21 protein-coding genes and 3 riboswitches are annotated in these 21886 nt (G+C 40.3%); of the genes, 8 read left to right on the top strand and 13 right to left on the bottom strand.

Annotation, left to right across the window (positions count from 1 at the left end):
• Positions 1-188 precede the first annotated feature (188 nt).
• A complete protein-coding gene (locus QE429_RS05460) occupies positions 189-572 on the top strand; it encodes a VanZ family protein (protein WP_307290728.1) in 384 nt (127 codons plus the stop codon).
• Between the two features lie 39 nt (positions 573-611).
• On the opposite strand, the gene QE429_RS05455 is transcribed toward QE429_RS05460, so the two are convergent.
• Complete coding sequence (locus QE429_RS05455) at positions 612-1034, bottom strand: VOC family protein (protein WP_307284919.1); 423 nt, start codon at positions 1032-1034, stop codon at positions 612-614.
• 240 nt (positions 1035-1274) lie between these two features.
• Between QE429_RS05455 and QE429_RS05450 the strand changes: the two genes are divergently transcribed.
• Positions 1275-2321 (top strand): EAL domain-containing protein, encoded by a 1047-nt coding sequence (locus QE429_RS05450; RefSeq protein ID WP_307284917.1) that lies wholly within the window; start codon positions 1275-1277, stop codon positions 2319-2321.
• Between the two features lie 75 nt (positions 2322-2396).
• On the opposite strand, the gene QE429_RS05445 is transcribed toward QE429_RS05450, so the two are convergent.
• The 5 genes from QE429_RS05445 to QE429_RS05425 form a co-directional block, all read right to left on the bottom strand.
• Complete coding sequence (locus QE429_RS05445; RefSeq protein WP_307284914.1) at positions 2397-2954, bottom strand: sortase; 558 nt, start codon at positions 2952-2954, stop codon at positions 2397-2399.
• 84 nt (positions 2955-3038) lie between these two features.
• A complete protein-coding gene (locus tag QE429_RS05440) occupies positions 3039-3782 on the bottom strand; it encodes a cohesin domain-containing protein (RefSeq protein WP_307284912.1) in 744 nt (247 codons plus the stop codon).
• A 133-nt stretch (positions 3783-3915) separates the two neighbouring features.
• Complete coding sequence (locus QE429_RS05435) at positions 3916-7335, bottom strand: tandem-95 repeat protein (RefSeq protein WP_307284909.1); 3420 nt, start codon at positions 7333-7335, stop codon at positions 3916-3918.
• Positions 7336-7488: 153 nt separating this feature from the next.
• Positions 7489-8445: a peptide-methionine (S)-S-oxide reductase MsrA gene (gene msrA / locus QE429_RS05430; protein ID WP_307284906.1), complete on the bottom strand. Its 957-nt coding sequence runs from the start codon at positions 8443-8445 to the stop codon at positions 7489-7491.
• A gap of 26 nt (positions 8446-8471) precedes the next feature.
• A complete protein-coding gene (locus tag QE429_RS05425; protein ID WP_307284903.1) occupies positions 8472-9317 on the bottom strand; it encodes a VOC family protein in 846 nt (281 codons plus the stop codon).
• A 150-nt stretch (positions 9318-9467) separates the two neighbouring features.
• A riboswitch (cyclic di-GMP riboswitch) is annotated at positions 9468-9553 on the top strand.
• A 22-nt stretch (positions 9554-9575) separates the two neighbouring features.
• Here QE429_RS05425 and QE429_RS05420 point away from each other — a divergent pair.
• Both QE429_RS05420 and QE429_RS05415 read left to right on the top strand, forming a co-directional pair.
• Positions 9576-9716 carry a hypothetical protein gene (locus tag QE429_RS05420; protein ID WP_307284901.1) on the top strand — a complete coding sequence of 47 codons (141 nt, stop codon included), beginning with the start codon at positions 9576-9578 and terminating at the stop codon, positions 9714-9716.
• Positions 9717-9906: 190 nt separating this feature from the next.
• Positions 9907-10815, top strand: coding sequence for a DMT family transporter (locus tag QE429_RS05415; protein WP_307284898.1), 909 nt, complete (start codon positions 9907-9909; stop codon positions 10813-10815).
• Between the two features lie 46 nt (positions 10816-10861).
• Here QE429_RS05415 and QE429_RS05410 read toward each other — a convergent pair whose 3' ends face one another.
• Together QE429_RS05410 and QE429_RS05405 are read right to left on the bottom strand one after the other, a co-directional pair.
• Positions 10862-11293: a DoxX family protein gene (locus tag QE429_RS05410; protein WP_307284895.1), complete on the bottom strand. Its 432-nt coding sequence runs from the start codon at positions 11291-11293 to the stop codon at positions 10862-10864.
• 27 nt (positions 11294-11320) lie between these two features.
• Entirely contained in the window at positions 11321-12106 is a 786-nt protein-coding gene (locus QE429_RS05405) for a dioxygenase family protein (protein WP_307284891.1), read from the bottom strand.
• A gap of 209 nt (positions 12107-12315) precedes the next feature.
• On the opposite strand from QE429_RS05405, the gene QE429_RS05400 reads away from it, so the two are divergent.
• Both QE429_RS05400 and QE429_RS05395 read left to right on the top strand, forming a co-directional pair.
• Positions 12316-12855, top strand: a complete 540-nt coding sequence (locus QE429_RS05400) for a helix-turn-helix domain-containing protein (protein WP_307284888.1) — start codon at positions 12316-12318, stop codon at positions 12853-12855.
• Positions 12856-12910: 55 nt separating this feature from the next.
• Positions 12911-12994, top strand: a riboswitch (ZMP/ZTP riboswitch).
• A gap of 49 nt (positions 12995-13043) precedes the next feature.
• Positions 13044-13892 carry a bifunctional 5,10-methylenetetrahydrofolate dehydrogenase/5,10-methenyltetrahydrofolate cyclohydrolase gene (locus QE429_RS05395; RefSeq protein WP_307284885.1) on the top strand — a complete coding sequence of 283 codons (849 nt, stop codon included), beginning with the start codon at positions 13044-13046 and terminating at the stop codon, positions 13890-13892.
• Between the two features lie 37 nt (positions 13893-13929).
• Here the strand turns inward: QE429_RS05395 and QE429_RS05390 are convergent, their stop codons facing one another.
• From QE429_RS05390 to QE429_RS05370, 5 genes are all read right to left on the bottom strand, one after another.
• Positions 13930-14478, bottom strand: coding sequence for a GNAT family N-acetyltransferase (locus QE429_RS05390; RefSeq protein WP_307284882.1), 549 nt, complete (start codon positions 14476-14478; stop codon positions 13930-13932).
• 427 nt (positions 14479-14905) lie between these two features.
• Complete coding sequence (locus tag QE429_RS05385) at positions 14906-15595, bottom strand: YukJ family protein (protein ID WP_307284879.1); 690 nt, start codon at positions 15593-15595, stop codon at positions 14906-14908.
• A gap of 403 nt (positions 15596-15998) precedes the next feature.
• Positions 15999-16721, bottom strand: a complete 723-nt coding sequence (locus QE429_RS05380) for an amino acid ABC transporter ATP-binding protein (RefSeq protein ID WP_307284876.1) — start codon at positions 16719-16721, stop codon at positions 15999-16001.
• The gene (locus QE429_RS05375) at positions 16718-17401 is read right to left on the bottom strand and encodes an amino acid ABC transporter permease (RefSeq protein ID WP_373463176.1); all 684 of its coding nucleotides are present in this window, start codon (positions 17399-17401) and stop codon (positions 16718-16720) included. The genes QE429_RS05380 and QE429_RS05375 overlap by 4 nt, the downstream gene beginning before the upstream one ends.
• Positions 17402-17683: 282 nt before the next feature.
• Positions 17684-18481, bottom strand: a complete 798-nt coding sequence (locus QE429_RS05370; protein WP_307284874.1) for an ABC transporter substrate-binding protein — start codon at positions 18479-18481, stop codon at positions 17684-17686.
• A 234-nt stretch (positions 18482-18715) separates the two neighbouring features.
• Positions 18716-18898: riboswitch (Lysine riboswitch) on the bottom strand.
• 192 nt (positions 18899-19090) lie between these two features.
• Here QE429_RS05370 and QE429_RS05365 point away from each other — a divergent pair.
• The gene (locus QE429_RS05365) at positions 19091-20743 is read left to right on the top strand and encodes a M20/M25/M40 family metallo-hydrolase (RefSeq protein ID WP_307284871.1); all 1653 of its coding nucleotides are present in this window, start codon (positions 19091-19093) and stop codon (positions 20741-20743) included.
• Positions 20744-21289: 546 nt separating this feature from the next.
• Positions 21290-21850, top strand: a complete 561-nt coding sequence (locus tag QE429_RS05360) for a DUF6241 domain-containing protein (protein ID WP_307284868.1) — start codon at positions 21290-21292, stop codon at positions 21848-21850.
• Positions 21851-21886 lie beyond the last annotated feature (36 nt).

Raw genomic sequence — 21886 nt, 5'->3', positions numbered from 1 at the left:
CAACTGCCAATGGTCGTCGGGATATTTTTTTGTATCCTTTTACGTATGATTTGATATACGATATGGAAATGAATAGTAAAAGTAGTGTCATAACAGAATAGGGAAGTTGGAAAAATATGCGTTTAGAAGGTTTAAAAGGACGGCAATTTAAAATAGTTCCAGTAATCATCTGGGGGATCATATTATTGGTGCATACGTGGACCAGTAATCTAGGATTGCTCTTTCGGGATCAAGCTATAAGTTTTAAGTGGGTAGTGGCCCCAGATTATTTATCGTTCTTTTATTTACAGGATATCAGCACCATTCATCATTATTTTATCATCGTAAAAACAGGACATTTCATAGGGTTTGCTATATTTGATTACCTTCTTTTTAGATGGTTAAAGAATCACAAATGGTCAATGATGATCTCTGTTACTTTTGCGTTAATGACGGAGATTCTTCAGCTTTATTTTGGAAGAGACGGCCGGTTGTATGATTTGGTGATTGATTCACTAGGAATCTTAACCGTTTACTTCATCTTAAAGTACCACCTAATCACAGAGGAAAGTCAACTCACAAAAAGTAACTAGGAAAGCTGCTTAAATGCAACTTTCCTTTTTTACATTCAACTATTTCGATTCTGTTGAAACCTGCCAAGTGACACCGAACTTATCAGTAACTTGCCCATATAACGGGCTCCAGAAGGTTTGTTGCAGAGGCATGTTGACTTTTCCGCCGTCTTCCAATTTACTGAAAACTTCCTTTGATTTTTCTTCGTCAGTGATGCTTATCGCAATCGTCACCTGATGGCCTAACTCATAAGGATGACCTGGGAACGTGTCGGAAAGCATAAGGTCGGTATTCCCCACTTTTAAATGGGCATTCAATACACGATTTTTTGCTTCTTCAGGCATAGGATGCTCTGGATTACCTGGCATATTGCCAAATGTTTGAACTGACAGAACTTTCGCATCCAATGCATGTTCATAAAACTTAACCGCTTCTTGTCCATTACCGTTTAAAACCAAATAAGGATAAATTCCAGAAATCATGAAGACACCTCTTTTAATAGTTTAGTTACACGAATAGAACTTACGTTCGTATTAATGTTACCATAAATTTCTTTTATTCACAACACCATTCTTCCCAAAAATAACAATAAAAAACCCCTCGGGTGTCAGGTACCACAAAAAGACACTTTCCGTTCCAGGTGGACATTTTTAGAAAAATAGGAAAAAGGTCCTTTTTTGTCGTATAATGGATGAATACGATTTATTAAGGGGAGAAAGAGAATGGGATGTGAAGTTTGTCTGCCGACGGCTAGGGGTTATACCGTCTATTTTGCTGAAAATGAAAATGCTACAAAGTTAACTCCATATTTCAAGCAGTTCTCTGAACAGTCATGGAAATGGATCAATAATCGGATGATTTGGATGAGTGAGCCGGTCCTATTTAATTTACTAGATTATCTTGAAGTCCACATGGACCCGGAACATATTTATGCCGTATTATCAAGTATAGTTGATCCACTAAAGGATCTAGATAAAATACGGCCTATTCAAACCTTTAAACTCGAACGAGAGGCTAGCTGGATTGATAGATTAATAGAAAATAGTTCCATTCAAACCCATTATCAGCCAATTGTTAAAGTAGCGAATGGAAGCATCCATGTCATCGGTCATGAGCTTTTGTCTCGTGGGTTGGATGAAAAAGGGGAGCTCATTCCTCCGTTTAAGATGTTTGAAGCGGCAAGGATTAGAAATCGTACATTTGCGCTCGACCGCGTGTGCAGGATGCAGTCGATTAGAAATGCCTCCGCCGTGAAGGATCAACTTATTTTTATTAACTTTATTCCTACAGCTATTTATGTGCCAGAGCACTGTTTGTCGACGACCTTCGCTTTGATCAAGCAATTGAATATTAAACCTGAACAGGTGGTATTTGAAGTCGTCGAAACAGACGAAGTAGAGGATCTCGAACACTTAAAATCGATCTTAAATTATTACCGGGCCCATGGCTTTAAGTACGCATTGGACGATGTAGGAGTAGGTTTCAATAACGTAGAAAAGCTCACTCAAATGGACCCGGATATCGTTAAACTTGCGTTTGAATTTACAAACGGGGTGAGCGAGGATACTGAGAAACAAGAAGTTGCTCAATCTGTGATGACAATTGCTCACAAGATGAACGCATTGGCACTTGCTGAAGGAGTTGAAAGAGAAGAAGACCTCCGCTTCTTAAAAGAAATGGGCTATGATTTATTCCAAGGCTATTATTTTTCCAAACCTCAAGAAAAACCTGTTGAGGTAATACATATGCAGTTTCATAGCAAAGTTTAGGATCTTCCCCCCGCAACACTGCGGGGGTTTTTTTGACCATATAAAAATCTGTTCCATCCACTTATCTTTTTAAAACTAAGTATCTTTTTTTGCCACAACTATGAGTCTTTTATTCGGATCCTGTGTGCATGTAATAAGAGTAATTATGCTTTCCTCATGATCAGACTGGTCCAACGGGGATAAATCATTTTTATTCACAATATATTTATCTACCATACTATATTCTTTTTTTTCCCCATTTCGATTTTCTAAATAAATCTTATCTTGTGGTGTAATATGGTTTAACCTTCCAAAAAAACTGCCATTTTTCATATTATGACCAGCAAGAACAAGATTTCCGTTTCGATGAACGGCTGGTCCTGCTACTTTAGTAATGGAAATGTCTAAATTTTTATCTGTGGTTACATTTAAGATAATATAATTAATATTTAGTGAGGGAATCATAATTTTCCCAATGATTTTTCTATCTTCCGAAGAATGTAAAGACGTTTTCCCTTCTATCGCATTTATATACACTTTCTCCAGCTTTTCCCGTTCCTTTTCATTTGCACGCGCCTCATAAAACCGAAGCATACGAAGTGATACCGCTGTCACTAATAGAAGAATCAAAACCACCCAAACAGCCTTTTTCATTATTTCACCTACTATAGTAAAGAGACTGAACTTATCAGTCCTTCCACATCGTGAAACAAGTAGATAAATTCAGTCTCAATTTAATTAATTTGTCTTTTCTCCCTTTTGTCTTCTTTTATAAAACCACATGATTAGAAGACTCGCTGCTAGAACAGCAATCGCACTATTCAGAATGGTATCAATATAGGAGTCGTCTCCTGTTTTTGGCAGGGAATCTAAGTTCACTTTGTCCTTTGTATTGTTTTTTCCTTTAGTTGTGTCCGTTTTGGTCTTTTCCACAATATTCAATTTACCAGAATCCATACCAACCTTCAGTGGATTGTTGTATGGATCTGTGAAGGACAACGACTCAAGATCTTTTACTTTTATAGATAAATTACTCTCTCCGATATAGTCTGTCTTTAAGATTTCCACTTGAATGTTAAAAAGCTTCATACTATCATGAATCGGATGATCTCCTGCAGTTGGATCTGCCCAGGCCACCCTTAAAAAACCCTCTTCATTGTTAACGTTAGACCAGAAACAGCCTGCTGTTTCTTCCGCACATGTTTGAGAGTTACTTCCGTACTCAGGTTGAATCCCAACAACTTTCACATGCTTGTTATCGAAATCAACCTGTATACCATACGTAGCAATCTCTTTTTTTACTTGACCAACTTTTACCGGCACGTCGACAACTTCTCCAACAGATCCCTTCACATCACCAAACATTACAGTTGCATCGTACTCACCCTTTTCCTCATCAGCCCATGCTGTAAGTGGCAGGGAAAGAAGAAGGATGAACAAGGTAAGACTAGCCAATCGTTTAAACTTTACATACATTCTCATCTAATAATCTCCCTTTAAAAAATCACTATTCTAACGTTCTTTTAGTTATTAAGGTGTATGATGGCCAATATATTGGAAGGAATCCACTGGGTACAATGTCCATTGGTTTTTATCATACGGAATTAATCCATCTCTAATCCCCATTTTTTCTAACCATCGTTCCTCCATTCGGTAGAATAGGTGCAGGGCCATCCACAAATGGATTTCCGACCGTATCAATGACCTTTCCATCTTTCTTTAAGACAAAGGCATTATTGATTAATCCTGGCATTGCAATAAAAGCCTCATCGTTATAGTACCAATTATTGGTTATATCAAAGAAATCATAGAACGTGCTGTTAATCACGATATAAGGCATATTAGGAGTGACCGGAAGAAATGGTAGACTCCAAACCTTTTTTTGTCCTTTTGCTACATCCCACTGGTGCACTTCAAGCTTTAATCCAGTTACGGGATTGGACGTACCATCACCAGGGTAATAGACTTCAATAGCTGACCGATCAAACGTGCTACCTTGCAAATATTCGGAAATAAACGCAGAAGGTGCATCTACGCTCGCTTTTATCGTCATATTATTTGATGTGACAGCTTTTCCTTTAAGCGTCGCCGTATCTTTCGCGGTTACTGAAAAATCAGGGATATCATAATCAAAGTCAAGTCCATCATATTGAAGCAATAACCCAGCAGTTGTATCATCTAATAACATGGCTGAGACAACCGTCAAGCCATCAGGAGCGTGATTTAAGACAAAGTCATTTTCTGAAATCGATTCCTTGAATTGATCATTGGTTAAATCAACCGTAATAAAGGTTCCACCTTGTGACTTAAGATCTGCTTCCGTTATTGGTGCCAGCGGGTCCGGTCTATATGGATCAGGGTGAATCGTTAGAACTGGTGTCAATCCCACAACTTTGTCTGTCGTATTGATGATAAAGGATTGGTTTGCTTGCTCTCCTGTTACTGCAACTGGTTTCACTTCAAAAAATAAATAAAAATTTTCATCCTCATCTTTGATGCTATATTCTTTGGAGTTCGCACCACTAATTGGAGATTTATCACTGCCATCTTTCTGTATTCCTCTATACCATTGATAAACTGAGCTTCCTTCTTCATCATTCTCCACATCTGTATACGTATAGTTACCTTTTACGGTTTCTCCTATTAACAGCTTTCCACTGATAGAGGGATCTGAAATGGTAGGTGCGTCGTTCACAGCTTCAATTGTCACTTCGACAGTAGCCACTTCTGAATCAGCTGTTCCATCATTCACCTTATATGTGAATGAGTCTTTCCCATTTTCGTTAGGATTTGGCGTATACGTGTAAGCTCCTGTTTTTTGATCCGTAATCGTTACTGTGCCTTTTTTCCCATTGTCCACAATCGTGTAGGTTAACTCTGAACTCTCCATATCTGTTCCAGTAAGTTTGCCTTCGGCTTGGATGTCCTCCGTCACTTTCAGTGTTCCAGCTTCCGCAACTGGGGCATCATTTACAGCTTCCACTTCAATTGTTACGGTCTGTTCCTCTGAATCTAGCTCGCCGTCATTTGCCTTATAGACAAATTGATCAGTTCCATTAAAGTTAGCCTTCGGTTCATAAGTAAAAGTACCATCCTCATTCAGCGTTAGCTTTCCATGGGCTGTTTCACTTACTAATTTTATTGTTAACGGACTGCCTTCCACATCCTCATCATTTTTGAGAATACTAGAGTTTGCGTCAACCGTTAGCGTCTCGTCCTCTTTCACTTTAAAGCTGTCTGCATTGGCAACCGGGGCATCGTTCACTGCTTGGATGTTCACCTCTACGGTAGCCACTTCTGAATCCGTTGTTCCATCATTCACCTTATATGTGAACGAGTCTTTCCCATTATCGTTAGGATTTGGCGTATACGTGTAAGCTCCTGTTTTTTGATCCGTAATCGTTACTGTACCTTTTTTTCCATTGTCCACAATCGTGTAGGTTAACTCTGAATTCTCTACATCCGTTCCAGTAAGTTTGCCTTCGGCTTGGATGTCCTCCGTCACTTTCAGAGTTCCAGCTTCCGCAACTGGGGCATCATTTACAGCTTCCACTTCAATTGTTACGGTCTGTTCCTCTGAATCTAGCTCGCCGTCATTTGCCTTATAGACAAATTGATCAGTTCCATTAAAGTTAGCCTTCGGTTCATAGGTAAACGTCCCATCCTCATTCAGCGTTAGCTTTCCATGGGCTGTTTCACTTACTAATTTTATTTTTAACGGGCTGCCTTCCACATCCTCATCATTTTTGAGAATACTAGAGTTTGCATCAACCGTTAGTGTCTCGTCCTCTTTCACTTTGAAGCTGTCTGCTTTGGCAACCGGGGCATCGTTCACTGCTTGGATGTTCACCTCTACGGTAGCCACTTCTGAATCCGTTGTTCCATCATTCACCTTATATGTGAACGAGTCTTTCCCATTTTCGTTAGGATTTGGCTTATATGTGTAAGCTCCTGTTTTTTGATCCGTAATCGTTACTGTACCCTTTTTACCATTGTCCACAATCGTGTAGGTTAACTCTGAATTCTCTACATCCGTTCCAGTAAGTTTGCCTTCGGCTTGGTTGTCCTCCGTCACTTTCAGTGTTCCAGCTTCCGCAACTGGGGCATCATTTACAGCTTCCACCCCAAGGAATACAGTCCGTTCTTCTGACTCAACTTTCCCATCACTTACTTTATATGTAAATTGGTCATATCCGTTAAAATTTTTATTTGGGACATATGTGAACGTTCCATCTTGATTTAACGTTAAGTCACCGTGAGCTGGATCACTCATTTTCTTCGCCGCTAAGGAGTTCCCATCGACCTCTATGTCATTTTTAAGAATACTTAAATCACTATCGATTTTTAATGTCTCATCTTCTTTTAGTGTAAAGTGATCATCATTTGCTATAGGGGCATCATTGACCTCTGTGAATACAACAAAAAAGTTTCGGTCAGCCGTGTTCATTGGCTTTTTCCCTACGTAATTAGCCATCAATTCGCTAGCATCGGCATTTGTTATTTTACCGTCACCATTAATGTCTAGTAGTTTCATCTGTTCTGTTGTTAAAGTCACTTTTCCACTTGTCGCTTGATAAATAAGAAGAGCATCCGCAGGAGTAATTATTCCATCGCCATTAAGATCGCCTTTTTGAGTAATCTTTAAATGAAATTGGTCCGTAACTGCTTTCCCTTCATTATCTCTTGCTATTACTTTTATGACAGATTGTCCAAAACTCTTTACGTTTAAATTTAATGTAAGTTCACTTACTGAAACCGACACGATATTAGTACTCGATGTAGCTTCTAATTGAATGGTGCCATCCTTTAAAAAAGAGGAAAAACGTTTACTAAAATCAATACTAATTTCTTCTCCATTCAAAGTAGCATTCGGCTTCATCCAATCTATATCCTCAGAAAATACAATCTTGGAATTATCTATTATTTGAGCATTAACAAGATTAGTAGCTACTGATGAAAGTATGACCGCACTACTAAATATAGTTATAAATCCCTTTTTGCTAAATGAAAAAAGGGAAAGACTGGATTCTTTCAAAGAACATCCCCCTAAAATAAAATAGTAAACAATACCTATAAATTTAACATAAAGAGTTAGAAAATAGTCAAAAATTCATAAATTTTTTAGAGGAATTGTTGTAATTTGTAGAAATTTGTAAAAAAAAGAAGGAGTGTTCACTCCTTCTTGAATCTAGTTAAACAACCTCAAGAACTGACCATAACCTTCGTCAATGAGCTTGCTTTTTGGTATAAACCGGAGCGCAGCGGAATTAATACAATAGCGCGCACGATCGGGACCTGGTCCATCATCAAATACATGTCCTAGGTGAGAATCCGCCGATTTGCTTCGGACCTCTATTCTCCTCATCCCATGCGAGGTATCAAACCGCTCCTCCAGTTCATTTCGTCTTAGTGGTTTCGTAAAGCTGGGCCATCCACATCCAGCATCATATTTATCCGTGGAACTAAACAACGGTTCTCCCGAAATAATATCCACATAAATCCCTTCTTCGGTATGGTTCCAAAATTCATTCCGAAAAGGAGGTTCTGTCGCATTCTTCCTCGTCACCTCAAATTGAAGCGGCGTTAACTCCTGCTTTAATTCTTCATCGCTTTTGCGTTTCTTCCAGTTCTCTCGGATAAATCGAGCACGTCCCGAGCCTTCGCGGTAATGATTATAATGAAACGGAAATTTTTTATAATAATCCTGATGCTTTTCTTCCGCCCGATAAAAAGAAGCAGCGGGAAGGATTTCCGTTACAATCGGCTTTTGGAAGCGGCCACTCGCCGCCACTCCTGCTTTGGATGCTTCCGCCTGCTCTCTTTGTTCCTCATTATGATAAAAAATCGCCGTCTTATAGGAAGTTCCACGGTCATTAAACTGTCCGCCAGCATCTGTTGGGTCGATTTGTTGCCAAAACAACTCAAGCAACTTTTTATATGGAAAAACAGACGGATCAAAGGTTATCTGAACGGCTTCCACATGCCCCGTCGTATCGGAGCATACTTCCTCATAGGTGGGATTTTCTTTATGCCCGCCAGTATAGCCGGATACCACTTCCTTAATCCCAGGCTGTTCATCAAACGGTGCGACCATGCACCAAAAGCAACCACCTGCAAAAGTGGCCAATTCTATTTTTCCAGTCATTTGACCCACTCCCTTCATAAATATATTTAAATTACTAAACGTATTTGATTCCCTGCCGGGTCATTGGTCAAATAATAGTCCTGCTCTTTCTTCACAGGTGCACCTATTTGCTGTAGTTGCTTAACCGCAGCCTCTCTAACAGACGCCTCTGGAAATACAAGTGTATACCAATTTAAACCGACGCTGTTTCTTGGCGGTGGTGGCGCTCCCACTCCCTGCCAAGTGTTGATTGCGATATGATGATGGTATTTTCCAGTTGAAAGAAAAACAGCTTGTGGATACGTGGCAACACGCTCAAACCCGAGACCTTTTGTGTAAAATTCTTCTGCTTTGTGCAAATCTGCTACATGAAGATGGATATGCCCCATTAACGTTTCGGACGGTAACCCCTTCCATTCGGCATCACTCGCAGCTAGAATTCCTTGGGCATCGAGCTGTTCCGTTGCCATATCAACCATCCCATTTTTCCAGGTCCACTCATCTGCAGAACGGTCTCGATATACTTCAATCCCATTGCCATCTGGATCATCTAGATACAATGCTTCACTTACATAATGGTCAGCAGCGCCAAGTGGATAACCAGTTTTCAGTAAATGGCGTAAAAAAACCGATAAATCAGCTCGTGCTGGCAATAATATAGCGAAATGATATAAACCCGTTGTACGTCCGGACTTTGCAACCACATCTTCAGGCTGTTCAAGTGTAACTAAAGGGGTTTTCCCATTTGCTGTTAAGACCGCACGATCCTTTGCTTTTTCTAACACCTGTAATCCAATTATGGTTTGGTAAAAAGTAATTGAACGTTCTAAGTCCTTCACTTTAATATTCACTTCTCCAACATAGACATTAGGTTTACGATGAAAATCCCCCATGATTTCTTCCCTCCATTAATTACTTAATTTTACTATTCCCTAAAAACAGAACAACTTCTTGGCAAAATTAATTATATATGATATTATCTTGATTTGGAGATAATTAAGTTCGAGATTGTTTGAAAATTTTTCATGGCGACTGGCACAAGAATCATTTAAAGGCAAAATCACTGAAAGGTGATGACGCAAAGCTATAGGGGCTACTGTCAGGATGACAACGCCAGCCAGCTGCCATCAACTATTAAAGGAGAGTATTTGATGTCAAAAACATATTGGTTAACACCGGAAGAAGTATATGTACAAAAAAAGAGAAAGAAGCGCCTACTATATAGTTCCATCATGATCGGCGCGATCCTTCTAAGTGCCTTAGTAACCATGCTCGCTAACCATATTTCATAACTAATAAATTGCTGATTGGTTCATTCAATCAGCAATTTTTTATAACAGCGGACAACATTTCCCAGGAAACGACAAATATTTCTCCGTCTTGCCGAAATTCCTGTAAAAATCCCCTAGTTGAGAGCTATGAAAAACGCGAGTATAATATATTAATAGTTTTGTATGATAACGTAAAAATTAGGGGGAGAACATGAAACAGGAAGAAGCATCAAGGTCGATTGCCCTGCCGCTTACCATTTCCATTATAGCCATCTCGTTTTCGGCTATTTTTGTCAAATGGTCAGATGCACCAGCCTCAGTTTTAAGTATGTATCGAATGTTATTTGCAAGTATTTTAATGCTTCCCATCGTATGGAAACATCGAGATGAATTTAAAAACATCGAGAAAAAAGATTGGTTCTTTTTATTTTTCTCAGGCTCGTTTTTAGCTTTACATTTTGTGCTTTGGTTTGGATCTTTAAAGCTAACGACAGTAGCCAGTTCAACAATCATTCTAGCTTTGCAGCCGATTGTGTCGTTAGTCGGGGGCTTTTTACTGTTTAGAGAGAGAACCACCTTATCTGCCCTAATGACCATGGGGATTGCCATTATTGGCGCGATGATGATTGGCTGGGGAGATTTCGGGTTGAGTCAAGATGCCATTATGGGGGATGTACTTTCCTTTTTAAGTGTCATCTCGGTTGTTGGCTACCTATTAATTGGGCAAACCATCGTGAAAAAAGTATCACACTGGCTGTATAGCTTTTGTGTGTTTTTCTCGGCTGCCATTATTTTAATCATTTATAACTTTTTAACGGGCGTCGCCTTCGGCGGGTATCCCGGTAAGGAATGGGGAATCTTCCTTTTACTTGCGACCGTTCCTACCGTCAGTCATGTGATAAACAACTGGCTCCTCAAATATGTCAATGCCACCACAATTTCTATGAGTATTTTAGGGGAACCTGTGGGCTCGACGTTTTTAGCTTATATCTTACTACATGAACGGCTCGTTACATGGCAAATCGCAGGTGGCTTACTCGTGCTTGTCGGCGTCTTCTTCTTTATGACCCAAAAGCAAAAGCCGCTTCCACAAGTAATTGAAAAAGAGACCTTCCAATAAAGTATGAAAAAACCTGCTAGAATAAGGATTCTAGCAGTTTTTTTGCTTACGCAGCTTTCTTATTTCCACTATTATTTGTTTGCTTATTAAAAATCACTTGGTCAAGTGCAAACAATTTACTGTCATTAATAGCAATCACAACAGCCATCGCTAAGAAGGCTAAATCTAGTTCATACCCTGCCATTTGGCCATTTCCTAAAAATCCGACAGCGAATTTTACTTTTACCATGGCGCCAATCATCACTAGCGATAAAAGAATGGACACAACTCTAGAGCCGAGACCAAGGACTAATGCTACTCCACCAACCAATTCGATCACTGCCACTGCATAAGCAAACACACCAGGTAACCCGATACTATCAAACCAACCAACAATATTTTCAATTCCACCTTGGAACTTTGAAAGTCCGTGAATGAAAAAACTAATTCCTAAAACCACTCGTAAAATCAATGTACTTACTTCAAATTTATTTTTCATAAAAAATTCCTCCTGTATTTTGTTAAATTAATTAAACTGCCATACACTGTGGCTTAAGTTTCCATAACGATAGCTGCGGTGCAGCAATTCTGCCTTCTGCCCATTATCGGCAGCACCCATGGCATAAAAAATAGGAATAAAATGCTCTGTCCCATAGGGCGGCACAGCGAGAGTAGCCGTCGGTGCCAATGTTTGATAGTTAAACAGTGATTCAGCGTCCCAATTTTTCAGATGGCGGGCTAACCACTCATCGAACGCTATCGCCCAATCATCTATTTCTCCTGTGCGATCTTTATCCCAATTGATCGCTCTGAGATTATGCACCGTTCCCCCGCTGGCAATAATTAAAACATCCTTTTCTCGTAACCCTGCTAACGACTTCCCAATCTGATATTGTTCTGCAGGTGACAGGTTGGGATTAACAGACATTGAAATGACAGGTATATCCGCATCAGGATACAGCATTCTCAATACGACCCATGCACCGTGATCCAATCCACGTGAAGCATCCACATTATATGAAACGCCTTGGCTCATGAATAGTTCGGTAATCTCTTTCGTAATGTCATGATTTCCCTTAGCTGGGTATTCTATTTTGTACAAGGCTTCAGGAAATCCGCCAAAGTCATAAATTGTTCGGTACTCAGGTGCACTGCTCACCTGCTGCAAAGTCGACTCCCAGTGGGCAGAAAATAAAACGATTGCCTTTGGCCTTGGCAATGTACGGCCCAACTGATGTAAAAACTGTGTATATTCATTGTTTTCAAGCGCAAGTAACGGAGCACCGTGTGCGATAAATAATGATGGAAGCATTTGATCCTCTCCTCAAAGTTTTATATTAAGTGGTCAATGAATCTTCATACAAATAATATATTCACATTAGGAAACTATTAGACGGAAGTAAGTTTCTAAATAGAAATAATTATTGTCTATAAGATAACTCCAAACCCTATGGATTGTCAATTACTTTTTTGCTAAGATAGAATTAAGTTTTTTATTAGGAAACATACGAGGTGGAATACGTGGATATCGGTTCAAAGATTCGTGCGATACGAAACAGAAAAAAAATAACAATTGCCCAAATGTGTGAGGGAACGGGACTGTCAAAAGGATTTATCAGCAACGTTGAAAACAATAACACCTCACCTTCTATCAATACTTTACAAACGATTGCAACCTTTCTTGGGGTGCCTCTGCCCTATTTATTATTAGAAAAAAAACAGCATATGCATGTTGTTAAAAAGGCAGAAAGAACCTACTCGACGTACAACAATCTAAAAATTGAACATTTATCGTCCAAAGGCGGATTACGCATGATGCTTGTCGATTTTCCTCCGGGAGCTTCCATGGGTGAAGCCAATGCTCATGAAGGCACGGAAAGTCACTTAGTACTAGAGGGCAGGGTGCTTGCCGAACAAGGGGAAGATTCGTTTATCTTAGAAAAAGGGGATACGTTCAGCTGGAACGCGAGTGTCCCACACTTTGTTAAAAATGTGAGTGAAGACAAAGCGGTTGTACTTATTTCCGTTTATTCTGATACGGAACCGAGTGATGTATTCTAGCTTATAATTTCGGTTGACTTTTATCCTTAATATGTTATCTTTTTTATATAATAAAAGCAGTCACAGTAACTGACGACATCTGTGGAAACGACCACAAGGAAGCTGTGATTTATAACGTCGGGTCGTCTGGGCAGAGATAAGGGTTTATTTCCTTATCTCTTTTTTATTTTCATTTCGGAGGCGATACTATGGAGCAAATCATTTTGGATGGAACAGTTGTAGCTAAAGAAATCAAAGAAAATTTAAAAGGAAGAATTGAATCGTTAAAGGAACATGGCATCATTCCGTGCCTGGCCACCATTTTAGTAGGAAATGATCCCTCTTCAGAAACATACGTAAAAATGAAAGGGAATGCTTGTGAAAAATTAGGTATACATTCTATTCGAGTACATTTGCCAGAAGAAACAACGACAGAGGAATTGTTAGCAGCGATTAAAGAGTTAAATGAAGATGATTCCGTACATGGGATTCTCCTGCAGCATCCGGTTCCATCACACATTGATGAGCGCATGGCTTTCGAAACCATTGCTATTGAAAAAGATGTCGATGGTGTAACAAGTGCGGGTTATGGTCAAACTGCATTGGGCTTTGGAAAGTATCCATCCTGTACGCCAGCAGCGATTATGGAAATCATCCATTATTACAAAATTCCAGTCGAAGGCAAACATGCCGTTGTGGTGGGACGAAGCCCAATCTTAGGTAAGCCTGTTTCAGCCTTACTTCTTAATGAAAATGCGACAGTGACCACGTGCCATTCTAAAACAACCAACTTACCTGACCTGTTAAAACAAGCAGATATTGTTGTGGCAGCGGTTGGAAAGCCTAAGTTTATTCAAGGGTCCTGGCTGAAGGAAGGCGCCGTTGTTCTGGATGCCGGCTATAACAAAGGGAATGTTGGCGATATTGATTATGAATCATGTTTAGAAGTGGCGGGTGCGATCACTCCTGTACCAGGTGGGGTAGGTCCTGTGACCATTTCCATGCTGTTGAAACAAACCGTTGATTCGGCTGAAAAAAGCAAGAAGCTGGTCTTTTAAGACCAGCTTTCTCTTTTCTATTATGTATGGTAACAAACTACTCTATGAATCTCCCCATAATATAGGTGTTATAGTATTCTCCGTCTGATAGGATTCGATCTTGCTTCAAGAGACCCTCGATTTCAAAGCCCAGTCTTTTATACAGTTCAATCGCATTCTCATTCGTTTCCAGTACACCACATAACTCGATTTTCTTAATACCGTTGGCGTCAGCCCAAGAAATGGTTTCCTTCATGAGATTTTTTCCAACCCCATATCCCCAGAAATCCTTCAATACACCTAATCCAAATTCGACTTTATGTGTGAATCTTTTCAAGTCACGCCCTTCACATCTTGAATACCCTATTAGTCTCCCATCCACTTCTGCCACCAAAAATAGGCGTCTCGGATGATTGGTATCCGTTTCAATCAATGCTTCAAAACCAGCTTGATCGATGAACGCTTCTCCCTTTTCTCTGTCCATATTTTCGGTTTCTCCGTCAATCTGAACTCTCAATTCGGATAAGTTTTTTGCATCACTTTTAATAGCAGGTCGAATCGTATAGGTTAACTCTTTCACATTAAAATCTTTTTGGTTGATAATCATGGAATCCACTCCATTCATGAAATTTACTTGAGTCTCTTGGCGTGTTCACTTGATGCGGAAGACTATTATACTTCTATTCAAGAAAATGTTAAAGAAAAATATTACATTTTTGTATTTTTATTCTTCCATTCTATTTACCGGTCGTGTGATTTTACCCTTGGTTCGGGCATTAGAAGCTTCTTCTATTTACCGATCGTGTGCTTTTCTCCTTGCCACGGGCATTAGAAGCTTCTTCTATTTACCGATCGTGTGCTTTTCTCCTTGCCACGGGCATTAGAAACCTCTTCTATTTACCTGCAGCTTCTTTTAATTAGACCAGGACAAAAACACCACACTATCAAGGTCTGTGGCTGAAACAAATTTAATACATCTAAAAAAATAAATGAAGCTTATCTTTAAAGACAAGCTCCATTCTTTGTTTTTCGGATTATAACCTTCTATAATTTTTATGATTACACTCTCTTACTGGTTTAAGGGCATGTCCATTTTCATCCGTACACCACGATTGAGATTGGAAAGCTAAGAATATTCCCACCCATTTATTCTCCGCTTCAAAGTGTAGGAGTATGCCACCGTCTTGCCAGATGCCGTCATCATTTTTCCATTTACCAGTATTCCCCTGATTCATATGGATATCGTGTACACCATAACCAGGTAAAAAATCGAAATATTTATCCGGCTCATTTTCTTCTGGTCCCCAACCCTCACCATACGCATAGATCACTGCATTATTTTCCATTGCTTCATTTACGTAGAACTCTACTTTTTCTTTTAAATCATTATTAGGACCGGTTTTAAAGGGCGGAAGGGCCACCATTTCTTTTGGATTGAATAATCCACCTCTAACATAGTCTAAGGCAATATCCCTGTTATCGTTCGTTATGGATGTGAATCCAGATTTTAGTGCTGGCAATTTTGTCAGGTGTTCTGAGTTGAAATTTTCACTAACATAGTAAAGAACTTCCGACGGACTCATTCCTGACTCAATGTTAACAGCGATTCGATAATTCGTTTCTTGATCATCTGAAACATGAATTTCAAAATGAGGTTTTCCTGATTTGCCAATAGCAGTGTTCACAATTTTTCCTTTTAAAAGAGTATAATTTCTTAATGGCATTTTGAAATCACTCCTCAGGTTAGGGTATTTTCTTGATTATATTTTAAATCTACTAATTTTAACCACATCCTATTTTCCTTATTTTCCTAAATCAATATACCCATTGTTAAAATAGTGGCTCTGTTAAACTTGGCTGTTGATTTGCACTCCAGGCGCGAGCGGTTCGTGGGTGTTTCGGCGAGCCTCCTCGGCGAAAAGCGCCTGCGGGGTCTCCCCTGAACCATACTCCCACAGGACATTGAATCATCCTCATCGAATCAACATCGCACGAAGGAAATGCGCAGCATTTTCGAGGATCTTCGCCTTCCGCTCCAATCAACAGGGTAAAGAAATCAGTTATACTCTTTAACATAGCCAAAATAATGCAAAAAATGACGTGCAGCCATGCACGTCATTTCTTTTTCTATAGGATTTGATTCAAAAACCTCTGTGTCCGCTCATGTTTGGGGTTCACGAAGATTTCGTTTGGATGTCCTTCTTCTATTATATTGCCGTCTGCCAACATGATCACGCGGTCGGCCACTTCTCGGGCGAAGCCCATTTCATGGGTTACGATTACCATGGTCATCCCTTCCCGAGCAAGGTCTTTCATAACCTGTAGTACTTCTCCCACTAGTTCAGGATCAAGAGCCGACGTTGGCTCGTCAAACAGCATGACTTTCGGTTCCATTGCTAAGGCTCTCGCAATCGCCACCCGCTGCTTTTGTCCGCCTGACAGCTGCTCCGGATAGTAGTTCGCCTTATCGGCTAGGCCTACCTTTTTCAATAGGGTCAACGCTTGGGCACCGGCCTCTTCCTTCGTCACTTTTTTCACATATACAGGTGCTTCGATAATGTTTTCTAACACCGTTTTATGCGGGAAAAGATTGAAGTGCTGAAACACCATTCCTACCTTTTCTCGGACTTTATTTAAGTTGGTTTTCGCAAGATCGATTGTCTCAGCGTCAATCATAATTTCTCCTTGCTCTGCTACCTCTAGAAAGTTCAAGCAGCGAAGCAATGTACTTTTTCCAGAGCCGCTGGCACCAATTAGAACGACGACTTCTTGTTCCTTAATCTCCAGGTCTATCTTCTTTAACACGTCCAGCTTACCAAAGGATTTTGATAGATTACGAACTTGAATCATGCGCCACGGACCTCCTTCGGCTTACTCACGTCGAGTTTCTTTTCAATCAGGTTCGCCACCCATGTGAAAATGAAGACGATGATTAAGTAATAGATTCCAACGACAAAATACGTTTCGAAAGGCATATAGTTTTCCCCTTGTACACTAAGAGCCGTATTATACAAATCGGTCACCGCAATATAGGCGACAAGCGAAGAATCCTTTAACCCGATGATGAACTGATTGGCAAGGGCCGGAATTGATCTTTTGAAAGCCTGTGGGAAAATAATCCTTCTCATCGCGAGGGAATAGTTCATACCAAGCGACCTTGCTGCTTCCATCTGGCCGCGATCAATCGATTGGACAGCCCCTCTGAAAATTTCTGCGATATATGCGCCTGTGTGAATCCCCAAGGCCAATGCCCCTGCCGTAAAGCTGTCCAAGTTCACGATGTTGGCAAGACCATAGTATAAAAACATAATCTGAACAATGAGCGGGGTTCCACGAATAATGCCAATATAAATGTCGGCAATGCGATTTAAGATTTTACTAGTGGAAATCTTAAAAGCAGCAAAAATAATCCCAATCACCATCGCAAATAATAGAGAGATCGCTGTAATAGAGATTGTCATCCAAGAAGCTTTCAAAAAAGCAATTCCATGCTCACTAAAAATACTAATAATATTATCTAAAAAAACCACGAGGCATACCTCCTATTAAGAAAAGCGCAAGCGCCTTGATCAGCCCCGACAGGCAAATGTTCTTCAGCAAGAAAAGTCGTTCTTTGACTTTTCTTGCTGAAGGTTATTTGACCCGAGCTGTAACAATCATCGCTTTATCAAGCCATGATTGTTACAAGATACTCAATGTAGAGTATTCAGGGTGAAAACTGGCTAGGCGCTGGAGCTGGACAATTCTCAAAGTCGAATTTATTTTCTTATAATCTAATTTAAAAGGGGACAGTCCCCCTTCGACACAATTTCTTACTTTTCCATTACGTTGGTGTTGAACCATTTCATGCTGATTTTTTCGTATGTACCGTCGTCAATCATGGATTGGATGGCATCGTTGATTTTGTCAGCTAGCTCTTTATTACCCTCAGCAACCGCTACACTTACACGGTCTTCATTTAATAATTCACCAATTGCTTTAATTTTTAAGCCCTTTTCATTTTTCGCACTTACCCCAACAATTTTGTCAGTGATAACTGCGTCTAAACGGCCCAGTGCCAAGTCTTGAAGGGCATTGACGTCTGTTGGATAGCCTTTTACTTGATCAGATAAATCCTCGGCCATGTCTTTCCATGTGCTCGCTTGGATAACCCCAATCGTTTTCCCTTTCAGGTCCTCCTTTGATTGAATATCTGTGTTGCCTTCCGCTACAAAAATTTGTGCACCAGATAGGTAATAAGGATTGGTGAAGTCTACTTGCTTATCACGTTCAGGTGTAGCTGTCATACTTCCGATAATCGCATCATATTTCTTTGCCTTTAACCCTTGAATAATCGTTTCCCATGGATTGGTTACTGGGTTAGCTTCAAGGCCGATTCGCTTCGCAATTTCTGTTCCGATTTCAACGTCGAATCCAGTTAATTTACCGTCTTTTTTAAAGTTAAGCGGTGGATATTGCCCAGTCATCGAGAACGTTAAGGCACCTTTTTTCACTAATTCATGCTTACCGCTGCTAGCTTTTGCTGACTTTTCGCCATCAGCCTTCTCTGTGCCACAAGCTGATAAAAGTAACATCATTGCTGCAGCTAATAAAATTGCAAACTTTTTCATAAATATTCCCCCCTGATTAGAAAAGCGTAAGCGCCTTGACCAGCCCCGATAGGCAAATGTTCTTCGGCAAAAAAAGTCCGCACTTTGACTTTTATTGCCGAAGGTTATTTGACCCGAGGGGCTAGGCGCTGAAGCCAGACAATTTTCAAAGTCAAACTTCATATCTTATTACAATAAAAAGCACCGTCACATTTGCGTATGACGGTGCTTGGCACACCCTCATCATTCAGCATTGGTGAAGATAGTTCTCCACAATTCCAAGGAACTGTGACAGTTCTGCCCCTATTCGAGTGCAGACCCAGCTTTCTGAAAAAAGTGATTTCAGAAGCTTCGGCGATTGATCCTTTTTCCTATTTTCATAGATTTCACTGAATCTCCCATAGGATACTAATAAAAATCGCGACCTCTACCCCATCTAATGCTTAAAGACGAGGATTTTTATATTTAGTTTGACGAAACAATTTTCAGTATAAAGAAATATTCTAACAAATGCAATAATGTTTTTAATGGAATTTCTAACCAAATGAAAAGTCTTGACGGCATTTTTATCTTGAGATACATTTTTCTAAAATACAATTTTCCAAATTACTAGAAAAGAAGGTTAGACTTATGTTGCAATGTCGTGAGGATGTCCTGGCATTCACAAAACAGCTCGTAAACATTGAAAGTGTCGTTAATACCTATGGGGAAAAAGCCATTGCCCAGTCTTTATATTCTTTGATTTCCTCTTGGCCCTATTTTTCACAGAATCCAAGTCAACTTGTGTTAGAGCAAACCCACAACGATCTTCAAGAACGTTATAATGTACTTGCATTTGTCAAAGGAACAAAGGGTTCGAGCAATCGCACCGTGATCCTTATGGGGCATACGGATACAGTCGGTATCGAGGATTTTACCCATCTGAAGGATCAGGCCTGCTTTCCAGATGAGCTGATGGAATCCTTGAAAAATGAAGAGCTGCCAACTTCCGCAAAAGACCATTTACAGTCCGGAGATTGGTTGTTTGGCCGCGGCGTTCTCGATATGAAAAGCGGGGTTGCCAGTCATCTCTATCTCTTAAAATATTACTCTGAACACCCAGAAGAATTAGACGGAAACCTGGTTCTTTTAGCAGAATGTGATGAGGAAGATAGCTCACATGGTGTCCTTTCTGCTTTAAAAACATTGAAACGCTGGAAAAATGAACATGATTTCGCCTATTGCGCTGCGATTAATGCCGACTTCGTTGCGCCACGCTATGAAGGCGATGACAATCGGTATATCTATAAAGGCACAGTCGGAAAATTGCTGCCATCGTTCTTTATTACAGGTGCAGAAACACATGTAGGCTCTGCCTTTGAAGGACTCGATCCGAACTTTATTGCTGCCGAGTTAACTCGACAAATCAACTACAATCCAGAGCTATGTAACGAAGCTTTAGGCGAAACGACGGTGCCGCCTGTTTCGTTAAAACAAACAGATTTGAAGCCATCTTATACGGTACAAACAGCTTTGGCTGCCTATGTTTATTATAATTTCTTTATTCACTCCTGGTCTCCGAAGGACGTGCTTGAAAAATTAAGAATACAGGCCGATATTGCTTTTACTAATGCATTGATGTCTTTTGAAGAAAGATATAAGCAGTTCAGTGCATTAAGCGGCGAACCTTATGTCAAGCATCCTTGGAAGTCGAGAGTCATGACCTATGAGGAAATGGAGCAGCTATTAGTGGAAGAACACGGTGAAGCGTTCACTTCGCATATGAACGAGTTTAAGGAAAAACTTGTTAATAATCCCGAGTTAGATACGCGGATGTTTGCTGCACGAGTGGTAGAGGAAGCGTGGAAATGGATGAAGGATAAGAGTCCGGCGATTATTCTATTTTACTCGTCCTTATATTCTCCTAGGATTGAATTGTCTGGAAAAACAGAGGATGAATGGAACTTAATCCATGCCTTGGATGAAGCGGTGGAAGAAATGCAGCCGCACTATCCACATCCGATTGTGACGCGGAATTTCTTCCCGTATATCTCGGACATGAGCTTTGTCGCGCTGAGTGATGATGATGCAGGTATTAAGGCAGAAACCAACAACAACCCTGGCTGGGGAACGAAGCTTTTTGTTGATTACCAAGACATCCGCGACATCAACGTACCCGTCATCAACATCGGACCCTACGGCCTAGATGCCCACAAAAAACTAGAACGAATGGAAATGACCTACTCACTAGAAGTCGTACCGAACCTAACTAACCTAGTGATTCAGAAAGTTTTAAACAAATAGCTATTTTAATGCTCTTGTTGATTGGAGCGGAAGGCGCTCGATCCTCGAAAATGCTATCGCATTTCCTTCGTGCGGTGAATATTCGATGAAGCTTATTCAATGTCCTGTGGGAGTATGGTTCAGGAGAGACCCCGCAGGCGCTAGCGCCGAGGAGGCTCTCCGAAACACCCACGAACCGCTCGCGCCTGGAGCGGAAATCAACAACTATGTAATAGAGCAATATTTTAAAAAGCTTGTAGACTTCCTACAAGCTTTTTTCACTAGAAACATGTAAAATAAAAGGAAAAAAAGAAAGAAAAGCGCAAGCGCCTTGATCAGCCCCGACAGGCAAATGTTCTTCTGCAAGAAAAGTCGCTCTTTGACTTTTCTTGCAGAAGGTTATTGGACCCGAGCTGTAACAATCATCGCTTTATCAAGCCATGATTGTTACAAGATAATCAAGGTAGCATATTCAGGTTGAAAACTGGCTAGGCGCTGGAGCTGGACAATTATCGAAGTCGTATTTTTTACATTCTTATTATATGAAACAGGCATAGGGGGATGGTTGTGAAGAAAGTGTGGATTATTCCGTCCATTGTTTTACTAGTTTTAATTGGCGGCATCTATGGAGCCAATAAAGTTATCAACAGCGAGGCCGTCTCCGGAAACAAACAAGACAAAGTGGCTGTGGAAACTGTGGATGATTCAACTACTCCTGAGGATAAGGACAGCGAACAAACAGATACAATTGGCGGCATTCAGTATGATATCGGGATTGACAATACCAGCTCAGAATATAAAGTCATTGAAGTCATGCATAAAATGACGCACCAAAAGGTAAAGGCTGAGGAAAAATGGGGTGCCATTCCCATGATACCTGAAACCATTAACCGAGTGTATGAGATTGTGAATAACAGTGACTTTGACCGAAAAGACCAATTGCTGGCCATTCTTAAAAAATGGAAAGCAGGTAATTTTGCGGCAGTCGATGACGACCACAACTATTTCTGGCAATACCAAGGTGGTACTGTCGGGCAAGCAACTGGCATTTTAAGCAAAGCAGAAGAAGAAACGTTCATCCTGAATAACTTTGGTGATAACATCGCAAAAGAAGTAAGCTCCCAGTAGTAGTGGCGCTTACTTCTTTTTTGACCCCATAGTGAA

It is taken from the genome of Bacillus sp. SORGH_AS_0510, from assembly GCF_030818775.1.
Lineage (GTDB): Bacteria > Bacillota > Bacilli > Bacillales > Cytobacillaceae > Neobacillus.
The sequence above is the reverse complement of the archived record's forward strand: the minus strand, read 5'-3'. Positions and strand labels throughout refer to the sequence as shown.

Excerpts from the sequence above, each read along its gene's own strand:
- QE429_RS05445 (WP_307284914.1), bottom strand. The coding sequence starts at position 2,954 with ATGAAAAAGGCTGTTTGGGTGGTTTTGATTCTTCTATTAGTGACAGCG.
- QE429_RS05385 (WP_307284879.1), bottom strand. The coding sequence starts at position 15,595 with ATGCCATTAAGAAATTATACTCTTTTAAAAGGAAAAATTGTGAACACT.
- QE429_RS05420 (WP_307284901.1), top strand. The coding sequence starts at position 9,576 with ATGTCAAAAACATATTGGTTAACACCGGAAGAAGTATATGTACAAAAA.
- QE429_RS05415 (WP_307284898.1), top strand. The coding sequence starts at position 9,907 with ATGAAACAGGAAGAAGCATCAAGGTCGATTGCCCTGCCGCTTACCATT.
- msrA (WP_307284906.1), bottom strand. The coding sequence starts at position 8,445 with ATGACTGGAAAAATAGAATTGGCCACTTTTGCAGGTGGTTGCTTTTGG.
- QE429_RS05395 (WP_307284885.1), top strand. The coding sequence starts at position 13,044 with ATGGAGCAAATCATTTTGGATGGAACAGTTGTAGCTAAAGAAATCAAA.
- QE429_RS05410 (WP_307284895.1), bottom strand. The coding sequence starts at position 11,293 with ATGAAAAATAAATTTGAAGTAAGTACATTGATTTTACGAGTGGTTTTA.
- QE429_RS05425 (WP_307284903.1), bottom strand. The coding sequence starts at position 9,317 with ATGGGGGATTTTCATCGTAAACCTAATGTCTATGTTGGAGAAGTGAAT.
- QE429_RS05365 (WP_307284871.1), top strand. The coding sequence starts at position 19,091 with ATGTTGCAATGTCGTGAGGATGTCCTGGCATTCACAAAACAGCTCGTA.
- QE429_RS05405 (WP_307284891.1), bottom strand. The coding sequence starts at position 12,106 with ATGCTTCCATCATTATTTATCGCACACGGTGCTCCGTTACTTGCGCTT.
- QE429_RS05380 (WP_307284876.1), bottom strand. The coding sequence starts at position 16,721 with ATGATTCAAGTTCGTAATCTATCAAAATCCTTTGGTAAGCTGGACGTG.
- QE429_RS05440 (WP_307284912.1), bottom strand. The coding sequence starts at position 3,782 with ATGAGAATGTATGTAAAGTTTAAACGATTGGCTAGTCTTACCTTGTTC.
- QE429_RS05390 (WP_307284882.1), bottom strand. The coding sequence starts at position 14,478 with ATGATTATCAACCAAAAAGATTTTAATGTGAAAGAGTTAACCTATACG.
- QE429_RS05370 (WP_307284874.1), bottom strand. The coding sequence starts at position 18,481 with ATGAAAAAGTTTGCAATTTTATTAGCTGCAGCAATGATGTTACTTTTA.
- QE429_RS05455 (WP_307284919.1), bottom strand. The coding sequence starts at position 1,034 with ATGATTTCTGGAATTTATCCTTATTTGGTTTTAAACGGTAATGGACAA.
- QE429_RS05450 (WP_307284917.1), top strand. The coding sequence starts at position 1,275 with ATGGGATGTGAAGTTTGTCTGCCGACGGCTAGGGGTTATACCGTCTAT.